The organism is Nesiotobacter zosterae, from assembly GCF_033843645.1.
Taxonomy (GTDB): Bacteria; Pseudomonadota; Alphaproteobacteria; order Rhizobiales; family Stappiaceae; genus Pseudovibrio; species Pseudovibrio zosterae.
On the sequence record NZ_JAWXVZ010000004.1, the window covers coordinates 318,559 to 339,202 of the forward strand.

The 20,644-nt window shown below is 55.0% G+C and carries 19 protein-coding genes; 8 read left to right on the forward strand and 11 right to left on the reverse strand.

All coding sequences use genetic code 11. The features are described 5' to 3' along the window. Positions 1–13 precede the first annotated feature (13 nt). Positions 14–1,318, reverse strand: a complete 1,305-nt coding sequence (locus Q3Y58_RS07980) for an extracellular solute-binding protein (RefSeq protein ID WP_319621832.1) — start codon at positions 1,316–1,318, stop codon at positions 14–16. Positions 1,319–1,503: 185 nt separating this feature from the next. On the opposite strand from Q3Y58_RS07980, the gene Q3Y58_RS07985 reads away from it, so the two are divergent. After that, positions 1,504–2,676: an ROK family transcriptional regulator gene (locus Q3Y58_RS07985; RefSeq protein ID WP_319621833.1), complete on the forward strand. Its 1,173-nt coding sequence runs from the start codon at positions 1,504–1,506 to the stop codon at positions 2,674–2,676. A gap of 170 nt (positions 2,677–2,846) precedes the next feature. Here the strand turns inward: Q3Y58_RS07985 and Q3Y58_RS07990 are convergent, their stop codons facing one another. From Q3Y58_RS07990 to Q3Y58_RS08010, 5 genes are all read right to left on the reverse strand, one after another. Then, the gene (locus Q3Y58_RS07990) at positions 2,847–3,272 is read right to left on the reverse strand and encodes a DUF134 domain-containing protein (protein WP_274218955.1); all 426 of its coding nucleotides are present in this window, start codon (positions 3,270–3,272) and stop codon (positions 2,847–2,849) included. 81 nt (positions 3,273–3,353) lie between these two features. Next, positions 3,354–3,776, reverse strand: coding sequence for a PaaI family thioesterase (locus tag Q3Y58_RS07995; RefSeq protein ID WP_319621834.1), 423 nt, complete (start codon positions 3,774–3,776; stop codon positions 3,354–3,356). 242 nt (positions 3,777–4,018) lie between these two features. Then, complete coding sequence (locus Q3Y58_RS08000) at positions 4,019–4,849, reverse strand: siderophore-interacting protein (RefSeq protein ID WP_319621835.1); 831 nt, start codon at positions 4,847–4,849, stop codon at positions 4,019–4,021. Positions 4,850–5,125: 276 nt separating this feature from the next. Next, positions 5,126–6,628: an NCS1 family transporter gene (locus Q3Y58_RS08005; RefSeq protein WP_319621836.1), complete on the reverse strand. Its 1,503-nt coding sequence runs from the start codon at positions 6,626–6,628 to the stop codon at positions 5,126–5,128. Between the two features lie 410 nt (positions 6,629–7,038). Next, on the reverse strand, positions 7,039–7,428 hold the full coding sequence (locus Q3Y58_RS08010) for a winged helix-turn-helix transcriptional regulator (protein WP_319621837.1): 390 nt from the start codon (positions 7,426–7,428) through the stop codon (positions 7,039–7,041). Positions 7,429–7,513: 85 nt separating this feature from the next. Here Q3Y58_RS08010 and Q3Y58_RS08015 point away from each other — a divergent pair, with 85 nt between their 5' ends. Further along, complete coding sequence (locus tag Q3Y58_RS08015; protein WP_319621838.1) at positions 7,514–8,392, forward strand: alpha/beta hydrolase; 879 nt, start codon at positions 7,514–7,516, stop codon at positions 8,390–8,392. 93 nt (positions 8,393–8,485) lie between these two features. On the opposite strand, the gene Q3Y58_RS08020 is transcribed toward Q3Y58_RS08015, so the two are convergent. Next, positions 8,486–9,145, reverse strand: coding sequence for a type 1 glutamine amidotransferase domain-containing protein (locus tag Q3Y58_RS08020; RefSeq protein WP_319621839.1), 660 nt, complete (start codon positions 9,143–9,145; stop codon positions 8,486–8,488). Between the two features lie 116 nt (positions 9,146–9,261). On the opposite strand from Q3Y58_RS08020, the gene Q3Y58_RS08025 reads away from it, so the two are divergent. Next, on the forward strand, positions 9,262–10,158 hold the full coding sequence (locus Q3Y58_RS08025; RefSeq protein WP_319621840.1) for a LysR family transcriptional regulator: 897 nt from the start codon (positions 9,262–9,264) through the stop codon (positions 10,156–10,158). Between the two features lie 122 nt (positions 10,159–10,280). Further along, on the forward strand, positions 10,281–11,138 hold the full coding sequence (pdxY, locus tag Q3Y58_RS08030; RefSeq protein ID WP_274218947.1) for a pyridoxal kinase PdxY: 858 nt from the start codon (positions 10,281–10,283) through the stop codon (positions 11,136–11,138). 61 nt (positions 11,139–11,199) lie between these two features. Here pdxY and Q3Y58_RS08035 read toward each other — a convergent pair whose 3' ends face one another. Continuing rightward, positions 11,200–11,709: a hypothetical protein gene (locus Q3Y58_RS08035; protein WP_274218946.1), complete on the reverse strand. Its 510-nt coding sequence runs from the start codon at positions 11,707–11,709 to the stop codon at positions 11,200–11,202. 279 nt (positions 11,710–11,988) lie between these two features. On the opposite strand from Q3Y58_RS08035, the gene Q3Y58_RS08040 reads away from it, so the two are divergent. Then, a complete protein-coding gene (locus Q3Y58_RS08040; protein ID WP_319621841.1) occupies positions 11,989–12,462 on the forward strand; it encodes a fasciclin domain-containing protein in 474 nt (157 codons plus the stop codon). Positions 12,463–12,611: 149 nt separating this feature from the next. Here the strand turns inward: Q3Y58_RS08040 and Q3Y58_RS08045 are convergent, their stop codons facing one another. Then, a complete protein-coding gene (locus tag Q3Y58_RS08045; protein ID WP_319621842.1) occupies positions 12,612–13,508 on the reverse strand; it encodes a dienelactone hydrolase family protein in 897 nt (298 codons plus the stop codon). Between the two features lie 265 nt (positions 13,509–13,773). Here Q3Y58_RS08045 and Q3Y58_RS08050 point away from each other — a divergent pair, with 265 nt between their 5' ends. Further along, on the forward strand, positions 13,774–16,005 hold the full coding sequence (locus Q3Y58_RS08050; RefSeq protein ID WP_319621844.1) for a capsular polysaccharide export protein, LipB/KpsS family: 2,232 nt from the start codon (positions 13,774–13,776) through the stop codon (positions 16,003–16,005). A 68-nt stretch (positions 16,006–16,073) separates the two neighbouring features. Here the strand turns inward: Q3Y58_RS08050 and Q3Y58_RS08055 are convergent, their stop codons facing one another. Then, positions 16,074–17,057 (reverse strand): TRAP transporter substrate-binding protein, encoded by a 984-nt coding sequence (locus tag Q3Y58_RS08055; protein WP_274218941.1) that lies wholly within the window; start codon positions 17,055–17,057, stop codon positions 16,074–16,076. Between the two features lie 407 nt (positions 17,058–17,464). Beyond that, a complete protein-coding gene (locus Q3Y58_RS08060) occupies positions 17,465–18,763 on the reverse strand; it encodes a TRAP transporter substrate-binding protein (protein WP_319621845.1) in 1,299 nt (432 codons plus the stop codon). A 34-nt stretch (positions 18,764–18,797) separates the two neighbouring features. Between Q3Y58_RS08060 and Q3Y58_RS08065 the strand changes: the two genes are divergently transcribed. Both Q3Y58_RS08065 and Q3Y58_RS08070 read left to right on the forward strand, forming a co-directional pair. After that, the gene (locus Q3Y58_RS08065; RefSeq protein ID WP_274218939.1) at positions 18,798–19,313 is read left to right on the forward strand and encodes a TRAP transporter small permease; all 516 of its coding nucleotides are present in this window, start codon (positions 18,798–18,800) and stop codon (positions 19,311–19,313) included. Between the two features lie 21 nt (positions 19,314–19,334). Next, positions 19,335–20,642 carry a TRAP transporter large permease gene (locus tag Q3Y58_RS08070; protein WP_274218938.1) on the forward strand — a complete coding sequence of 436 codons (1,308 nt, stop codon included), beginning with the start codon at positions 19,335–19,337 and terminating at the stop codon, positions 20,640–20,642. Positions 20,643–20,644 lie beyond the last annotated feature (2 nt).

Consider the following 20,644-nt stretch of genomic DNA (forward strand, 5'->3'; position numbering starts at 1 on the left):
CGTGATTGGGGAGTTAAGGCAGTTCAACGCCGCGGTAGGTCTGTTCGAAGCGACGCAGCAGGGCATCACCACGGGCCTTGGCTGCATCGAGGGCCGCCTGCATGGTCTGGCCGCCGTTAAAGGCCTTTTGGGTTTCTTCCATGAAGATGTCGCGGAACTGCACGTAGAAGCCAAGTCGCAGGCCACGGCTGTTCGCGTCACCCGGCTGGTTCAAGGAGCTCACGCCCATTTCAGCGGTTGCAAACTCTTTCATGTCCGCCTTGCCGCTTTCCTTAAGCTTGGTCAGCGCTGACTGGGTGACAGGCATGTAACCGGTCATGCGGGTGAACTCGATCTGCACGTCATCCTGGCGCAGGTAGTTCAGGAACGCTTTTGCAGCTTCCAGCTTTTCGCCTTCGTGGCCCTTCATGACCCACAAGGACGCGCCACCAATAAGGGTGTTGCGGCGCTCAACGCCTTCATACATTGGCGCCATTGCGATCTCGACCTTGTCGCCCAGAGCTTCAAAGGCAGAACGGTAAGAACCGGTAGAAGCTTCCATCATGGCGCATTCGCCCTGATTGAAGGCAACGTTGTACTTGCCTGCCTTGGTGTCCTGATTGAGCTTAAGGAGGCCTTCTTCGCGCCACTGGGCAAGGTTGTTCAGATGGTCAGCAACCGGGCCTTCGTTGAAGATGTATTCGGCATCCAGACCGCCGTAACCGTTGTTGTTGGAAGCAATTGGCGCACCGTGACGGGCAGAGAACTGCTCCAGAACGCGCCATGGATGCGCATCTGTGGTTACAGGGCATTCGTGACCGGCTTCCTTCAGCTTGCGCGCCGCTTCGACCATTGCCTCATAGGTGGCCGGCACTTCGGTAACACCAACTTCGCCCAGTTGCTCCATGTTGGCATAGAAGATCAGCGTGGAGCCGTTGTATGGCTGGGAGAACAGCTCACCCGCGGAGGTCTCGTAGTAGGAGCGTGCACCCGTCAGATAGTCGCCCCAATTGACGTCTGGCATGATGTCCTGAACTGGAACCACAGCATCTGAAAGCATCAGATCCAGCGTGCCCGCATCAAAGAACTGAATGAGAACCGGGTGCTTGCCAGAACGGTAGGCCGCGATCGCCTTCTGCATACCGGCTTCATAACCACCCTGACCGATGCAGTTTGCAGTGTGTTCTTCCTGAGACGCGTTGAACGCATCGCAAGCGGCCTGAATTGCAGTTTCTACAGAACCGGTGTTGCCGTACCAGAATTCGAACTGCGCAGCGTTAACCGCTGTGGCTGCAGTGGAAAGCATCAACGCGGATGCTGCGATCTTCAAGAGTTTCATTTGCGCCCCCAAATTGTTTGGACCAGAAGTGAATTGGCGCGGCAGTTATCACAGTTTCGGTGTGACAACATAATGACACATAAAGTGTGGTAATAAGCTCCAACTTAAGAAAACTCATGGGAAACAGGCGACAACCCGGAAAGATAAATCTTTCATGACGTCATTTCCACACCTATGCTGTGATAATGGTACATCTGTCCTACACTCCACGTCATTTGATTCGAGCCCCATTTCTAAGAGGGGGCCGCAATGCCGACGTCGCCTCTCGGAATGAGCGTCATCTGCTTTCGGAAATTCACCGCAAGCCGGGGCTGGCGCGGGCGGAGCTGATCAGCCACCTAGACCTGACCCAGCAATCGGTGCATCGGCTGGTCGAAACGTTGGCAGAGCGTGGCCTATTGAGGATCGGCGATCCGGTTCCACCAAAGGGGCGAGGGCAGCCGAGCCCGGCCGTGTTCCTCAATCCGGATTACGCCTACACCCTCGGTATCTCCGTGAACACGGACAAGGCGGGTGTCTGCCTTATGGACTTCGCCGGAGGCCATGACACCCTAACCATCGATATCGAAGGCCTGAACAGAGAACCTGCACTGGACCGAATAGAAGAGGCCGTCGCCAAGCTGATTACGTCCTCTGGTCGTTCGGAAGACAAACTCTTTGGTGTTGGCTTTGCAATTGCGGGCTATCACGTTACCGGGACACAGTATAATGCGCCGCTGCCTTTGCAGGATTGGTCCCTCATCGAGCTGGGCCCCTTGCTTTCCGGCCGCTTCAAAGCGCCGGTCTGGCTCGAAAATGGGGCTAACGCAGCTGCAATCTGCGAAAATCTCATGGGGGTGGGACGGCACATCTCCGACTTCGCCTACCTGTCATTCAACTATGGCTTCGGCGGCGGCGTCGTCGTCAACGGCAAACTCATGCGCGGCGCTCATGGCAACGCCGGTGAATTCAGCGGCATGTTCGATGATGAAAACAACTACAAACGGCCGGCACTTGAACTGCTGATCCGACGCCTGAATGAGAAGGGCGTCTCCATTACCTCTGTTGACCGATTGAAACGCGAGTTCAATCCAGATTGGCCAGGGGTTGCCGAGTGGATTGAGGAAGTGGTGCCGAACTACAACCTCATGATGAACGCCATCTGCGCCATTGTTGATCCGCAGGCCATCGTCTTTGGGGGCGAAATACCCCGCGCTTTGGCCGAGGCTTTCATCGCCCGAACCCAGTGGTTCAGTCGTCCCAGATATGGCGTGCCAAGGGTGGTAGCCAAACCGATCATCTCTGAAATAGAACGGGATGCATCAGCAATCGGCGCAGCGGCATTGCCGTTTACCTCGGAGTTTTTCCGCGGCAGTTAGATTATCGGCAACGCTGCCGCTCATTGCAGCGTGGATGGAGCTGTTTGGCTCCGCGAGCGGCAACGTTGCCTTCTCACGAGAAAGAAAACCGGGAGGAGGCCCGACGAGAATGGGCCTGGGACTTTAAGGTTTTCCTTCTCGTTTCCCTGATGCAGGTGTTTGACAGCAGCTCAAAGATCGCTTTCGCGCGCATGTACAGGCTCGACTTCCTCAGTCACCAAGGAAGCGCGCCCGCAGAACCCACGACGGCGGCGCATTCTGCGGCAATGACCGTTGTCCTCGTCCTCGATGAGCCCTGTTCCTTCGAGAATCTCGACCTCTCCACCCTCAATTTTGAGCGCAAGCCCCTCTGTCAACGCGGTCGCCACCGTCGTGCGCGCGTGCGAGACGAGGCGCGAAAAGGTCGGGCGGGAAATACCCATCAGCTCGGCGGCCGTTGCTTGCTCCAGACCTTCCGCATCAGCGAGCCTCAAGGCTTCCAAGCCATCTTCTGGCAGCACAACAGCTCTCAGCTCTCGCATCGGGATGCCTTGCGGCTTGTAAAAGCGGACGCGGGTTTCTTCCTGGATGCGGCGCATCTTTCTTGGACGTGGCATTGTTGGCACTCCGTGTAATGAACTTATGTTCACTATAATAACCAGACCCTGAGTCGCGCAAGGATAATGAACATAGGTTCATTACATAGGCCCGCGCGGCAGGAACTTGCCCTTGGCCCACGCGAGGACCTCCCCAGTCTCACTGCGAACTTCAGCAACAAGCAGGTGAAGATTACGGCGCTGCCCTTCACGTTTGGCGCGCACGCTAAGGTTGCCCTCAACGGGGACCGGCTTGACATAGCGCACTTGAAGCTCAGCGGTGACGGCCTCCACGCCCTCAAAAAAAAGCAGCTGCGCCATTGCACCGTCCAACAAGGTTGCAATCACACCGCCATGAACCTGACCGGCATAGCCTTGCACTTTGGTACTCGGCCTGAACGGGGCTGAGACGGTCCCGTCTGAACTGGCAGAAAAACGCAGCGCTAAACCGTTCTCGACATTTTGTCCGCACACGCAGCACCCGCTGTGGGAACTCGGTGTATTGATGAATGCAGGATGGGACATGGTGCACGCTCTCTTGATTTGTTTATCGGAGCGCTGGACACGAAAAAAGGGCCCAACGCTGGGTTAGGCCCTAACTTTAGATCGCAAGAGTCAAGCGTGCCATGATTTAGAACATATGTTCATAATTACCATAGACAGCAAGCGTGTATTGTTGGTTCAGTGCGCCACCCGAGAGCCACTAACTATGTCGGCGACATACGGATCACCCGCTCTGGGGAGTGGCGCGGAAAGTTGTATAAGCGTCAAGCTGCTGCGGCTTCCTCGCGCTTCATCTTCTGGTGCTCATCTTCAACAAGACCGATTTTCCAATAGCCCGAGATGTAAGTATCCTTAGCAGGAAGGCTTTTTTCTTTCAGCAAAAACTCTCGAAAACCCTTGATCACACTATGCTCACCCGCAATGCAGGTCTGGATCGGACCGTCGGGCCAGCTGATTGACTTCAGAAGATCAAGCTGCGCGGTTGACGGTTTGTGCGGATCCGTATTGATGAGCCAGCGAACATCGAAGCCTTCGGGAATATCAATCGCCTGCTTGTCGTCCTCCGACATCACTTCGAAAATGGCGATGCCTTTCGCGTCCCGTGGCATGGCTTCAAGAGCCGCCGCCGCAACGGGCAGGGCGCTCATGTCCGCCGCGACAATGTAGTAGCGGGCGTAAAACAGAGACATCTTCACGGGCCCCGGTCCCATCAACATGAGATAGTCGCCCGGCTTGGCAGCCTGCGCCCAACGTGTGGCCGGCCCTTCATCACCGTGGGCAACGAAATCGATATCAAGTTCCTGCGCTTCTTCACGAAAATGGCGGATGGTGTAGGTACGCACAGGGAAGGTGCCTTTCTTCGGCGGTCCCTCTTCAAAATGCGAGAGAAACTCCGCTTTGCTCCCCATGCCCTCTGGAAAAACAAGTTTGCAATTTGCCCCTTCCCGACCCTTCGGAAAGTCCTTGAGGCCGCCACCAATGAACGTGACGCGGATCATGTTCTTGGTCAGGTATCGAGCAGACTTGACCGTCAGCAAGCGGGGTCCACGTTTTTCAGAGGGCTGGGGCGCAGGCGCGCTGGGGGTTGGTGCCATTGTCGTGGCTCCTTTCTCCGGCATTGTTCTTTCGGTTTTCTGGAATATGCCTAATAAGTTGAATTTAAAACTCATGTTTATTCCCAAGTACGCAGAAACGCAATACCCCATAGAAAGTTAGCCCGTCCAAGTTGCAGCAGTGAATGTCCGTTGTCCTCTCTCTTAGGCCTTGGGGCGAAAGGGCTCGGGCTGGGTCTCTGCGCTCGCGCGGAAAAAAGAAAACCCGGCGGAAGACGCCTCCCGCCGGGTTTCAATCTTTTTCATTTGCGTCAGAGCCTAGAGGTCTTCACGGGCCAGCGCATGTGCAGGAATTGCTGAGGTTTCCATCTGCACCATGCCGTTGCCTTCTACATAGACCCAGTTGCGATCGATGCTGGTGGCCAGATATTTGTCCATGTCCGGATGTTCCACTTCGTCCTGCTTGAAACGCGGCAGAACCCAAGCTTTCATCAGGAGGTAGTAAAGCCCAAAGCCAACCGGGAAGCCCACCAGATAGGAGTAATCGATGAAGGCCACCGCCAGCACACCGCCTACAGCCCATGCAATCAGACCCGCCGGGTTCCAGCCGCCAAAGTAGCGGAATTGACCTTCTTCTTCAAAAAGATCCGGCACATTCAAGCGGCGGCGGCGGATGACAAAGTAATCGCAGATCATGATGCCGCCGAGCGAAGCCAGCATTCCGCCGTAGAAGCTGAGGTAGGTGAAGAGGTGATCAAGGATCAACCACGGCATGGCGATGGTGCCCACGATGGCCGCCAAAACCAGACCCATGAAGTAGTTGATCCACGGCGCGCCTGCGTTGATGAAGGTCAGCGCGGCCGGAATAAGGTTCGCACTGGTGTTGGTGGACCATTGCGCCAAGACGACCATCACCAGCAGCACCACAAGAGTGAAACCCGCCCCTTGGCTCTGGATCACGGCGATTGGGTTCCAATCTCCGGCAGCGATAAAGGAAATAGCGCCGATAAAGGCGATCCACACCTGCACCACAGGAAGCGCGAGAAACTGCGCGGCGAAGATGTTCTTGTTGCGCTTGAAGAAGTTCTTGGTACCGCTCTCAACCTTGATGAAGCGCGTGATGTTAGGGATATCGACCGCTAGGGACGACCAGAACGCCATGTTTGCCACCAAAAGCGCGACCACTGACATTTCCGCGTCACCCACGAACGTCCAGATGTCCTTGCCACTTGCCGTCGCCAGGTTGTCCAGCGTGAAGTACATCCATGCGGAGATTGCGAGGATGGCAGGCGCGGCAATCTTGGCCAGAAGCTCAACCGCGCGAATGCCCATGGCGGTGTTTGCCACCTGAAGCACCGCAAACCCGATGTACCACGGCACCCAGTTATCAAAGCCGGTCATGTGCGCAAAGATGCCGTTTAGAGCCAGCGCACCGAGGTAGGTCTGGATGCCGAACCAGATCGCCGCCACCACGCCGCGTGTGATGGAGGGGATGTGGGTGCCAACCGTACCAAACGGCGCACGCAAGTAAACCGCGAAGGAGATACCATGCTCTGTGCCGATGTCTGCGGTCATGGCCATGACAACACCGAGAAGCACATTGGCCGCGAAAATGGTGATCAGAACAGTGGAGAGCGGGAGGCCAGCTACGCCGCCTGCGCCAAGCTGGAAGGTGGCGATGATCACCGCCATGGAAATCCAGAGGCCGATGTATCCTTTGTTGGAAATGGCGCGTTGATTGAGCCAAACGGGAAGGATTGCCTGTTCAAGTAGGCGTGACTTGCCATACGAAGTCTCATTCAGAACTTCGGTTTGCGCCATAATTCTGTTCCTCAGCAGTATAAAATTGTCTAGTGCAGAGAATAAAATAGCCGGCACCAGTAATGCCTAAGCATTACTTGGATATGTGCACGAAAAAGCGCAGCACTGGCCATTGCCAGTAACTACACTAGACGCACATGTGGACCCGATCCGGCCCGACTAAATTTTGCTGCTGAAGTCAGCTCTTTAACCTGATCTTCAAAAACGCGCAAGTACCCACATGAGATATTTTAAAGAACTTGAACTTGGCTGTTCGCCCCGCGACAATCATCTACCGGCAAGCCAAAGAGAACGTTGGGGCAGATCTCATGGAACAGCCATGACCGAGGCGGCGCAGCTTAGCCACTTAACAAAGCCAAATAGCAAGTCAGCGCCTCGGGAGGGGAATCGAACCCGTTTTTACGTGCCGCTCAACCAGCCTCTTGAAAAGCAGGATCAAGTTTGATTTCTCCGCTTCTTACCCGCTCCACCACCACCCCTTCAGCCCAGGTTTTGAGCGCAGTGATAAGCGGCACAAGTTCCTCTCCCTTGGGTGTGAGGGTGTATTCAACCCGAAGCGGCATTTCATCATAGAGCTTGCGGGTCAGCAGACCGTCACTCTCAAGGTTTTTCAGCGACTGTGTCAGCATTTTTTTTGAGACGCCCTCGATCCGGCGATGCAAGGCACCAAAGCGCACAGGGCCCTCGGCCAAAGCCACGATGATGAGCATGGTCCATTTCTCGCCAATTCGGGTCAGAAGACCTCTGGACGGACAATGCGCCACAAAAGCGTCGGCTGCCGGATTTTCAGGTTCTTGCATGGTTACCCCAAGGTACCTAGTTGACTGTAGAGACTCAAGCTTCCACCTTGCAACCAATCTCTCATCAAGTAAAGAGGATGGCCTGATGACAACACCAGAGCGTATCGTGTTTTCGGTCGAAGGAGTGAAGGTGGTTGGGGATCTCCACCTTCCCGAAGGCAATGGTCCTTTTCCCTCTGTAGTCGTTGCGGGGCCCATGACATCCGTCAAGGAACAGGTCACCGGCACGTATGCCCGCGCTCTTGCCGCACACGGTTTTGCCGCGCTGGCAATCGATCACCGTCATTATGGTGAGAGCGGTGGGGAGCCCCGCCAATGGGAATACTATCCGCACAAACTGGCCGATCTCGTTGAAGCGGTGGCGTGGCTGAAAGCAGATGCACGCGTGAACGCAAACAGGATTGGGGCGGTTGGCATCTGTCTTGGTGCGGGCTACGCATTACAAGCTCTTGCAGGCCATCCGGATGTGAACGCCATCGCAGCGGTCGCAGGTTACTACCGGGATGTACCAGCCATGCAGGCGGCTGACCCAGAGGGTTTTGCCGCACGTGTGGCGCAGGGAAAAGCGGCGCGTGAGCATTATGAAAAGACCGGTGAGGTCGAACTCATCCCTGCCGTCGCACTGGAGGGAGACGCGGCAATGCTGCTTCAGTCAACCTATGACTACTATGCAGGCCGCGCCAAGCACCCAAACTACCGAAACGAGTTCGCCGTCATGTCGCGTGAGGCGTTCCTTCAGTTCGATGTGCAGTCGGCAGCGCCCAAGGTGAAACAGCCTTTCTTGATGCTGCATGGCCCAAATGCGCTCAATCCCTTGTGGGCAGAGAAGTTTTTCGACAACGTGCAGGCCCCAAAGGACCGGGCCTTCCTCACCTCAAAGGGACAGACGGACATCTATGATGACCCGAAGATCGTAGGCCCGGCCTCGGCGCACATCGCCCAATTTCTGGAGGAGAACCTATAGGGGCTGCACGTTTTCTGTAGAGACACCAAACGAAAACGGCGCGCTCGAAGGCGCGCCGGTTGGTCTTGTGCCGATTGTGGAGCTTACACCGCGTTACGCCAGCGCCTCTTTGAGGAGTTCAGCCACCGCAGCTGAAGACTGAGGGTTCTGACCGGTAATCAAGTTCCCGTCTCGCACCGCCTTGGGCGTCCAGTCATCAGAACGCTGGTGGATAGCGCCAAGTTCTATGAGCCGGGTTTCCAGCAAGAACGGTACATTCTTGGTCGCACCTGCGGCCTCTTCTTCGCTGTTGGTGAAGGCAGCCAATGTACGTCCCTTGACAAACGGCAGGCCGTTTTCGTCCCGCATTCCGCCAAACACCGCGGGCGCATGGCAGACACTGGACACCACTTTACCTGCCTTGTCGAACGCGAAGATCAAATCATGAAGCTTCTTGTTGAACGGCATGTCGAACACAGTGCCATGGCCGCCCGGCATATAGATCGCATCAAATTCCTCCGCAGAGAACGCCTCAAAGCTTGGCGTGTTCTCAAGCTTCGCAATCGCAGCCGCCCATGCTTCTTTTTGCTCTTCAGAAGGCGCACTGTTCGGATCCACTGGCACTTGCCCGCCAACGACAGATGAGACTGTTACATCGTGCCCCGCAGTTGTCAGCGCCATGTAGGGCACGGCAAATTCCTCCAGCCACAGGCCGGTTGGCGTACCATCAAGCATGAAAGGGTTGCTGGTCAGGACAAACAGGATTTTACTCATGGGGTATCTCCTTAAATAGGTGCGGGTGAGCGTGTTCTGTAAGTGGAGATAAGCCCGCCCTTTGTATTTCTCAAATTTATCCTAGTTATTCTAGATATTCATGATAGGAATATCTTATGCGATATGACCTGAACGCCATGAGAACATTCGTTACTCTGCTTGAGGAGCGCAGCGTGAGCCGTGCTGCGGAACGACTTGGGATCACGCAACCAGCGCTCAGCAACAGTTTGGCACGCCTGCGCGAGCTTCTTCAGGACCCCTTGTTCGTTCGCGAGCGTTATGGCATGCGGCCAACAGAGAAGGCGGAGACCATTGGTCCTGTCATCGCTGAGGCACTGCGCCAGATTGATGGCGTAGTACAAGCGCAGCAGGACTTCGACCCACTTAGCGCCCACCGGCATTTCGTTATCGCGGCCAACAGCTACGTCGAATTCATCCTGATACCCGACCTCATGGCCCGCCTCAGAGAGCTGGCACCACACATCTCGATCCGGGTCATTCCTTTCGGAGCCAGCATATCCGAAAGTGGCTTGATGTCCGGAGACACGGCCTTTGCCTTGGGACGGATGGTAGACCCGCCAGACAATCTGGTGGTGCACCGCTTGTTTGAGGATGGCCTCCATTGCGTTGTGCGGGCAGACCTGCCGGGCATAGGAGACAGGCTGACCAAGCAACACTATGAGAACCTCAAGCATGTGAACGTGTTGCCGCCCGGCACATTGAAGGCAGGGTTGTTTCAAGTGCTGGATCGGGAAGGTTTGCACCGCGACCTTGCGGCGTCCCTTACCCACTTTCTGTCCGTGCCAGATCTCATTGCGGCAACGGATTACTGCGCGACCCTGCCGGACCGGGTATGCGAGCGACTCAAGAGCGATCCGAGACTGAAGATTGTCGCCCCGCCGGTGGACCTTGGACGGTTTCCGGTCGAGCTGGCCTGGCACAGCCGCTACCGCAGCGATCCCGCCCACCGGTGGCTGCGCCGATTGATCACAAAAACCTTTGGAGAACTCTAAAATCGCGGTATTTGCACTGAGAGATATCTGCTGGTTTTTAGGGGGTAAAGCGGCTAGGACAAAGATATCTCAGAGATACTTCTCCCATTCTCGAGAAGCTCACGACTAAGAAGGGGCTGTCTATGAGCATTCTGTCGATCCAATCTCACGTGGCTTTTGGCCATGTTGGAAATGCCGCTGCGGTGTTCCCGCTCCAGCTGATGGGGCAAGACACCTGGCCAATTCATACGGTTCAGTTCTCCAACCACACGGGCTACGGCGCATGGACCGGACGCGTGTTTGATGGTGAAATGATCCGCGAACTCGTTGATGGCATTGAAGCGCGTGGAGCGCTGCCAAAATGTGATGCCATTCTCTCCGGTTACATGGGCGGCGCACCGATCGTGGAAGCGGTCGTTGACACCGTTTCGCGCGTGCGGGCCGTGAGCCCAGAAGCAATTTACTGCTGCGATCCCGTGATGGGGGATGTGGGCCGAGGCATCTTTGTTCAGGAAGGCATTCCTGACCTGATCATCAACAAAGCCATCCCGCAAGCCGATATCATCACGCCAAACCTGTTCGAGCTTGAACTGGCTTCAGGACGCACCGTGAAGACCTTGGCAGATGCTCTGGAAGCAGCCCACGCGCTGCGCGCACGCGGGCCAAAGGTTGTGGTTGTTTCGTCCCTGCTGGTTGAAGAAACCGCAGACGACAGCATCAACGTTCTGGTTGTTTCCGGCGAGGGTGCTTGGATGGTGAAGACACCAATCCTTCCATTGCCAATCGCGCCAAACGGCGCTGGCGACATGTTGAGCTCTCTGTTTTTGGGCAATACGTTGCGCGGCTACAGCCCGGATGAAGCGCTGAGCCGCACTGTGTCCGCGCTCTATCAGGTGCTCAAAACCACCTTGGAAGAAGGCACCCGCGAGCTGCAGATTGTCAAAACCGGCTTCAAGCTGCTTGAGCCCGACACCTTGTTCAAGGCTGAGAAGGTCGCCTGATCCAGCCAAACGGCACATGACGCAAGGCGGGCAGGGGAGCGCTTTCCTGCCCGCCTTTTTGTTAGTACTCTACGCCTTTGAAGTTGTAGTGCACCAACGGATCCGCGCCGGGCGACAGGGCCGCACTTGGGGTGTAGATCGTGCCATGGTGTGACGTGCGACGCTCAAGATCTTCGGCCAAGTTATGCGCAAACCGCGTGTCGGCGGCCTTTTCACCGCACACAGACAAAATCACTTTGTTCTTCCGGTAGCCCATATCCATGAGCATGCTCGCCACATGATGCGGCTGAAGGTTCGGGCCGGGCACTGACGCATTGGGCCGACCAATCTCATGGCCATCTCCGTAGCCAGCAAACGCAATGCACTGATCCATGTCAGTGGTCATTTGGGGCGGGCTCTCCATGGGAAGCCACTGTCCATTTTCCGGATCATAAATGGCGTAGCCCTTTTCGCTGTGCACCTTGTAGGAGTAAACGGCTTCAGCCCGCGGCTTGTGTGACATGCCAAGTGTTTCGGTCGCTGCACCAATAATGCTTGGGTCATTTGCAACTACCACAATAAAATTACCCATGGGGCCCTCCAGATTTTTGTTGGCATCTGGAGGGACGAAAAAAGGCACCCGCTTGTGACCGATGTCATGCCAGCAGGGTTAACCAGTCGTTCTCAATAGGGCCTTGACGTGATGAGAAAGGCTTCCACTACGAAGCAACAAAGCCTCTAGATCATTCAAATCGCAGCGGCATTTAAGCACAAACTTGTGACCAGCCTCCACACCGATTTTTAAAACCATACCGAGCAAACCTGCCGTACAGGGTCACGTCAATTACATAACCACTTGGAGGTTAGCCCCATGAAGTTTCTAAAGGTCACCGCAGCCGCCGCACTGCTTTCTGCTTCTGTTGCATCCACCGCCCTTGCTGCCAACATCGTTGACACTGCCAAGAGCGCTGGTCAGTTTAACACTCTGCTCGCCGCTGCAACGGCCGCCGGTCTGGTAGAAACCCTGTCCGGTCCGGGCCCCTTCACTGTGTTCGCCCCAACCGATGAAGCATTTGCCGCGTTGCCGGATGGCACCGTAGAAAGCCTGCTTCAGCCAGAAAACAAAGATCAGCTTGTCGCCGTGCTGACCTACCACGTCGTGGCGGGGAAGGTTATGTCCACTGATCTTCAGGACGATATGACCGCAACGACCGTGCAGGGTAGTGATATCACCATCGATTTGGACAACGGCCCAATGGTAAACGATGCAAAGGTCGTTTCCGCAGATATCGAAGCGGATAACGGTGTCATCCACGTCATCGACAAGGTGATCTTGCCGAAATAAAGGTCTGGCTCAATCCAGACCGATCCGGCCAGCCGCTAACAGCGGCTGGCTTTTTATGTTTTCGCCCCGGCCTCTACAACACTTCGACAAGGCCTTGGTTCAGTTAGACGAAAACCACCAACGGCCTCAATGCTGCAGGGCCGCAATCGCTAGGACTGCAGCTTCTCTTTGAAAAACGCCAATGTGCGCTTCCATGCCAACTCTGCTGCCTTCTCATCATAGCGCGCCTCAGAAGTGTCGTTGTTGAAGGCATGGTTGACGCCCTCATACATGTAAATGGTGAAGTCCTTGCCGTGATCGGTCAACGCACTGCGGAAGTCCTCAATGCCCGCGTTAATGCGGTCGTCGAGCCCTGCGTAGTGCAGCAAGAGCGCGGCGGAGATCTGCGGCACCAGTGTTGTGTCTGGTTGCCTACCATAATAGGAGACCGCTGCTTTGAGCTCCGGCGAAACCACGGCGAGATTGTTCACCAGATAGCCACCCCAGCAAAAACCAATAGCCCCAACCGCGCCGGTGCTGTCCGCTCTGATGCCGAGATAGGCCACGGCTTCCTCTGCATTTTGCAAGGTCTGCTGCGCATCAAGAGCACGGATCTTTTGCCGGGCTTCATCCTCGTCCTCCGGCGTGCCGCCAACAGGAGAGAGGAAGTCTACCGCCATTGCCATGTAGCCCGCGATCGCAAGGCGGCGGGCGACATCTCTTAAGTGCTCATTCAAACCCCGGTTTTCATGTATTACGAGAATGGCGGGCAGCTTGTCCGTGTTGCCTGCCGGGCGCACCAGATAGCCCTCAACCTTGCTGGTTGCCCCCTGAAAACGCACTGTTTCACTCGATATGCGACTGTCGTCCGGGGCAACGAGAGCAGCCTGAGCCCTGTTTGCCTGTAACAAAGGCACAATAGCTGCAGCAGCTGCGCTGGAACCGGCGAACTTGTTCAACCGCCTCAGGAAACCACGCCGATCCAAAGTAAGATGAGTGTACTCGTCATAAGCCTTTATCATCTCTTGAGTAATCACAGGGCGGTTGTTTGGTGAGGTCTTGGACATGACAGGCTCCGAGAAGGGCGCTTGGCGCACTCGTTTTCTTGGGAGCTTAATGGGTCATTCCGTTAGGTCAACGGATATGATCACGCTCCTGCTGCTGAGGTTAACAAGATCATCAGCAAAAGGCACCGGCACCGATTTTCCCCTCCCTAAGTGCCATTGGTTAATTACGCCTAGTGCCACGCTGCGGGCCATTTCACCCAGAGGTCGGCCCCTGTGAATCCGACTAATACTTGCATCAGGTTTATTCACGACTTGGTGCCATCACATGCTTTTCGACTTTACTTTAGTGACTGCTGTGCGCCTGCATGATGGGAACCCCTGGGTCGCAGAGCGGCTGCGCAGAATTGGCCGCTATTACACCGCTTTGCCGCCAGTCATTGTTGTAGATTTCGGTTCTGAAGAGCAGTTCGCTACAACGATCCAAGACATCTGCAAGGAGCATGATTTCCAATATGTTCATGTTCCAGATCATGGCGTCTTTTCTTTGGCGCAGGCTCGAAATGCTGCCGTCGAGCACGTAAAAACTCCCTTGATCTTTTTTACTGATCCGGACTTCTTTTTGTTCCGCAATAGCTTTGAACGCCTGCAAGGGCTTTCGAAGGATCTTCACCTTTGCGAAAACATGGACCGCATCATCAACTTGCCTGCCTATCATTTATCAAAGGCAACGACAGAGGCCTTTGATAAAGCCGAAGAAAGTGATGCATTCTTGAACAAACTGGCGTTCAACGGCCTCTTTGAAAAGTTCGGCGGTTCATTCGAGTTCATTGCACCCTATTCAAACATCTTTTTGATCCATAAGGACTACCTGAAGCTGGTGGGCGGATGGAACGCGGTCTTTCGTGGCCACGGCTCTGAAGACTTCGACTTTCTATTGCGTGCCATGCTGTTAACAGGCGACATCCCTCTTGCAAATGAACCGGGCTTTCATGGCTATGGTCCAACAAAGGGGCGTTTTTTCCATACGCGCGCTTACAGGGGATACCGCAGGATGCTTGAGGTCCTGAGCCTTCCCGCAGAATTCAGCGGCCTCAAGGCGTTTCACCTTTGGCACGATAGAAATAAATCAGATCAATGGTTTCGACAGAATGACTGGAAGCGCGACAACCTCACCCGTGTGATGGAACCTTACCTGCAGGATCGCCGAAAGCTCTTGGAGCAGGACTTCCTTCCCACCTCATACAAGCCCTCGGTGCTTTGCATCATCAAGGATCCAGCCCACTACGAGTACCACCTGCCGCTCAAAAGCGCTGGCTACAAGTTGATCACCATGGGTGACTTTAGTGACACAAACTTGAAATGGGCGACCAAGCTTATCAAGAGCCGCGCTATCGACGCGCTGGCAATCTACAATCCCTACATGAAAAGCCATTCGAGAGCCAAACCATTGTTTGACCTTGCAAAACAACTTGGCCTTGAAACGTTGGTAATCGAAAGAGGTGCGCTTCCAAGCACAATCTACTACGCTGACGACATTTGCTATGCATCAGAAGATTTCTCCAAGGCCCGCTTTAAAGCTTACGAAGCAACGCCGGAACACCTGAGTGGCGCGAAGCAGTACATGGCTCAACTTCGAAAGGGAGCAGACACTCTGGAGGCGAACGCAACTTATGCGGCGACCCTTTCCAAGTATCCGCCACGCACTTGGAAAGGAAAACCCACTTGCTTCATCCCACTTCAACTGGAAGACGACACTGCAGTTACGCTTTTCAACGAAGGTTTTGAGAGCTATCAGAGTTTCCTTGACCAACTGCCCCAGCTTTGCAATCGGCATAGAGATACAACATTTGTCATCAAGCCTCACCCCTTGTCGAAACAAAGCACTCGGTTCGAGGCGCCAAACGTCGTTTGGGCGGATCAGGAAGACAACATTCACTGCCTTCTCGAGCTGGCTCAGGCTGTGATCTGTTACAACTCGGGCGTAGGCTTGCTGGCGCTGTTACACGGCAAGCCCACCATCACTATCGGAAACGCCTTCTACAACCTTGTTCCAAACGCGCTCGTTGCATCTTCCACGCAACATGCATTCGAACTGGCGAGCAACAGACCTACGCCACCGCACCAGCCAGATCTCGAAAAACTGTGCGCATGGTTCCTGTACCAACGGTACAGCAGATTTACAGCAGAGGATGTGATCAAGGAAACCAGTTCAAGGAAGATCCATCACTACAAGCGTATCCGGGTAACAGAACTGGCACTCTCCGGAAGTCGGCACACTCTCCCGTGGCAGGGCGAGGCACCGAGCTATGAGGCCTTCAGCTATGGCGGCGCGCGCGTGGGTATGCTTCATGAGGAACCGCAGCCCTTTGGAAAGCGGAGGGCCGAAGCCTCCCTCAAGAGCGCCAAGCACAAAACCGAGTTGGCAGTGGTTTCTCTGTTCTGGAATGAGGCGCAAGTTGAAAAGTACCTGACCGACCGCAAGGCATTTTTCGAGCAAGGCTCAAACAGTCTCGCCAGCAGATTGTGCTCGGCGTACATCAAGCTCTTTCCAGGTTGACCCAAAAGCAAAAAGGCGCCCCGGATGAGGCGCCTTCTTAAAACTCAGCTCAGTAAACCCGAGGGGTCTTACTTGGCCATGCCCTTGATGCGTTCGATCAGGTCTGCAAGCTGATCAGACTTTGCAGCCAGCTCTTCGTGCATTGGCAGAACTGCTTCAATGAACGGACCCTTTTCAACTTCGATGAACTTCACACCCAGCTCGTCCTGAGCGATCTGCGCCATCTTCTTGGTCTGCTCGTTGTAGATGTCGCGGTGGTAAGCCATCATTTCCTTACCAGCTTCCTGCAGTGCTGCCTGCTGATCTTCAGGCAGAGTGTCCCAAACCTGAGAGGAGATCATCAGCACACCTGGGATCATGGTGTGTTCGTCCTGAGAGTAGACTTTAGCTACTTCACCGTGACGTACGTCAACCAGAGCCTGCGGGTTGTTTTCAGCACCATCTACGACGCCCTGCTGCAGTGCGGAGTACAGCTCACCAAATGCGATTGGCGTAGGTGCACCACCGAGCAGTTCAACCATCTGAATAGCGGATGGGGAAGGCTGCACGCGGATCTTCATGCCCTTCAGATCTGCAGGTGTTCTGATTTCCTTGTTCGCATAGAACGAACGGGAACCATCCACCATGAATGCCAGGCCGATGAAGCCCTTGTCCTTGGATGCCATGAAGATTTCATCGGCAACGTCAGACATCAGAACGTCAAAGTAGTGTGGCTCGGACTCGAAGATGTAAGGCAGGTTCATGACGCCGTATGTAGGCTCGAAAGCTTCCATTTCAGCAGCGTTGGAACGAGCCATGTCGAGAAGGCCGTTCTGCACCAGTTCAACGGACTCACGCTGAGTGCCGAGCTGGGCGTTAGGGAAGATGCGCATCTTCAGTGCGCCGTCGGTCTTTTCTTCGACCAGGTCAGCCATGTACTCGAGAGAAATGTGAGCAGGGTTCTCTGTAGGCAGGTTGTGGCTTACACGCAGCGTCTTTGCGTCAGCGGTAGTCGCGCCAACCATCACGACTGAGGTCAGAAGCGCGCCGAGAAGATGTGTCTTGCGGAACATTAAATATTTCTCCCGTTGTATTCGTGGCCATCTGGCTCAGGGTACAGACGATCACCCTCGTTTACCCCAAGTGAGAATCGACTGCATGGGAGGAGATATCAAACCTTTTGCCCCATTTGGTCAACCTATTTTGATGCGCCTTAGTGTTATCACCTAATATTTCAAGGTGGGTCTCGCATGCGGAAAAACTGAATAATTCACTACAAAATCAGCATTTTTCAGCGCATACGTTATCTGACTGCCTTACCATACAAGAAAGGCCAGTCATTAATATTGGACAACCACTTGATGAATGCGCGTGGAACTAGCGTCATGCACCCATCTCTTTCAAAAGGATATGTCCAAATTCTGCACGGGTTGTGACACCTGCAAATTTCTCTTCGATCTAGCTTAACAGAATGCCTCAGCTACTGACTAGCTTGGGAAGCTTTAGCATTGATGCGCTGAAGCAAGTCCGCCATCTGCTCGGACCGCCCAGCAAGCTCCTCATACATGGGCTGCACGGCCTCGATGAACGCCTCCTTGTTGACCGAAACAAACTCAACACCAAGCTCAGTCCTAGCTTCTTCGATCACCTTTTCCGTCTGCGCATTATATAAGTCGCGATGATAATCCATCATTTCGCGCGCAGCTTGCCTCAGCGCCTCTTGCTGATCTTCGGGCAACGTGTCCCAAACGCGCGTTGAGATCATCAACACACCCGGAATCATGGTGTGCTCATCCTGCGAATAGACTTTGGCAACCTCCCCATGGCGCACCTCAATCAGCGCCCGCGGGTTGTTCTCGGCACCGTCAACCAGTCCGGTTTGAAGGGCAGAATACAGCTCACCGAACGAGATCGGCGTAGGTGTCCCGCCCAACAGCTCGACCATCTGAATGGAAGAGGGCGCGGGTTGCACGCGAATCCGCATACCTTCAAGATCTTTCGGAGAGTTGATCGGGGTATTGGCATAAAATGAGCGGGAACCATCCACCATAAAGGCGAGGCCAATAAAGCCCTTCCCTCTTGATGCCTCAAGGATCCCATCGGCGATATCGCTTGTCAGCACATCATAATAGTGCTGTTCACTCTCAAAGACGTAAGGCAGGTTCATGACCGCGTATGCAGGTTCAAACGCTTCCATTTCTGCGGCGTTGGAGCGGGCCATATCAAGTAACCCCTCCTGCATCAACAAAACGGTTTCCTTCTGCGTACCAAGCTCCCCCTCTGGAAAAACCCGAATGCGCAGATCACCATCCGTGAGCTCCTTTACGCGATCAGCCAAAAATTCCAGGGAGACATGCGCAGGATTCGCCGTAGGCAAATTGTGGCTCAGCCGCAACAATTTGGTGTTGGCCGCCACTGAAGAGGCAACCAGACAACTTGAGATGACAAACGAGAGAAGAAAGGGGGTCGCTCGCATTCTTTTTGTTTCTCCCAAGGGGATTTTAGCGCACACACCAGATTTACGCGTTTTTTGCTTGATGATCCACCCAAACCTCACGCAAGGTATATCAGCTTTATACCAAACGGGGCGTATCGGCCAAAAGGGCAAATAGGTCGACCAAAATTGCAATCTAAGTGTTCTTGCGGGCTGCCTTTGGGGGGCAAAGTCGCTAGCATTGCGGCAATTCAGTCGAAGTTGAAGGGCAAATTCGACGACAATCCGGGCACTGGCGCGCAGGTTGAACCCTCCCGATAATTGGCGGACCAATTGTAGCGACACTGCTGAACCCTTCAGTGACAGATGGATGATCGAAATGAAATCACTATCGAATATTGTTAATCGCTTACTCAGCACAGTTACGGTTTTCGTTTTTGCTGTGCTTGTTGTTTGTGTTGTGTGGCAGGTTGTGTCGCGCTTTATCCTTGGTCAGCCCAGCACGGTGACCGATGAGATGGCGCGGTTCATGTTCATGTGGATTGGTTTGATTGGTGCGGCGTATACGCTTGGCCAGCGCCGCCACCTTGCCATTGACCTTTTGACCGGCTCTCTTGTCGGGCGCACCAAGCTGCTGTCCGACCTGTTCATCACCCTGGCCATTGCCGTGTTCGCCATCACCATCATGCTGTATGGCGGCTCCAATCTGGTCACAAAGACCCTCGCCACCGGCCAGCTGTCTCCGGCCCTGCGCATCCCCATGGGCTACATCTACGCAGCCATTCCGTTCTCCGGAGCCGTGATCCTGTTTTACTGCGTGGAATTCGCAATCGGTCTGATCAACGGCACCGGCACCGGGCCAAACGATCAACCCGTCGAAGACGCCGCTGAATAGCAGAGAGTTAGAGAGATCCCCATGGAACTGCAAAGCGCACTTATCCTGTTTGGCGTATTCGCCGTGCTGGTGACCTTCGGCGTGCCGATTTCCTTTGCCATCGGCTTGGCAACCGTCACCTGCATCACCGTTCTCATGTCCTTCGACCAAGCCGTGTTCGTGGTGGCACAGCGCATGGCCACCGGTCTGGACAGCTTCACCCTTCTGGCCATTCCGTTCTTCATTCTGGCTGGCAACGTCATGAACCGGGGCGGCATCGCAGCCCGCATGATCGAGCTTGCCAAGGTTCTGGGCGGCCGCCTGCCGGGCGCACTGGCCCACTGTAACGTGCTGGCCAACATGCTGTTTGGCGCCATCTCCGGTTCGGCCGTGGCATCGGCTGCTGCGGTCGGCGGCATCATGTCCCCGCTGCAGAAAAAGGAAGGCTACGACCCGGCTTATTCCGCAGCCGTCAACGCCGCTTCTTGCCCAACCGGCATGCTCATTCCGCCATCCTCCACCTTGATCGTCTACTCCCTGATCTCAGGCGGCACCTCTGTGGCCACCCTGTTTGTGGCGGGCTACATTCCCGGCATTCTCATGGGGCTTGGCGTGATGGTCGTGGCCGGCATCATTGCCGCCAAACGCGGCTATCCCATCATCCCCATGCCGCCCATGAAGGAAGTGCTCTACAAGACCCTCGACGCCATCTTGCCCCTGATGCTCATTGTCATCATCATGGGCGGCATCATCGGCGGCATCTTCACCGCAACGGAAGCCTCCGCGGTGGCCGTGGTCTACTCGCTCGTACTTGCGGTGTTCATCTACCGGGAAGTGAAAATCACCGATCTGCCAAGCGTGATCCTGGAATCGGCCATCACCTCTTCCATCGTGCTGCTGCTGATCGGCTGTTCCATCGGCATGTCCTGGGCCATGGCGTTCTCCGACATTCCTTACGCCATCGCCGATGCGCTGGCCAATGTCTCCCAGAACCCGCTGATCATCATGCTGGTCATCAACCTGTGCCTGCTGGTCATCGGCACCTTCATGGACATGACCCCAGCACTCTTGATCTTCACGCCAATCTTCCTGCCGGTGGCAACCGAGCTCGGCATGGACCCGGTCCACTTCGGCATCATGATGACCTACAACCTGTGTATCGGCATCATCACGCCGCCGGTGGGCAGCGCCCTGTTCATCTCATGCTCCGTGGGCAAGGTCGCCATCAAGGACATCATCAAGCCGATGCTCCCGTTCTACGTGGCCGTGATTTCAATCCTCATGCTCGTCACATTCGTCCCGGAAATCAGCCTGTTCCTGCCACGGGTAATCCTCGGATACGGAGGGTAAAA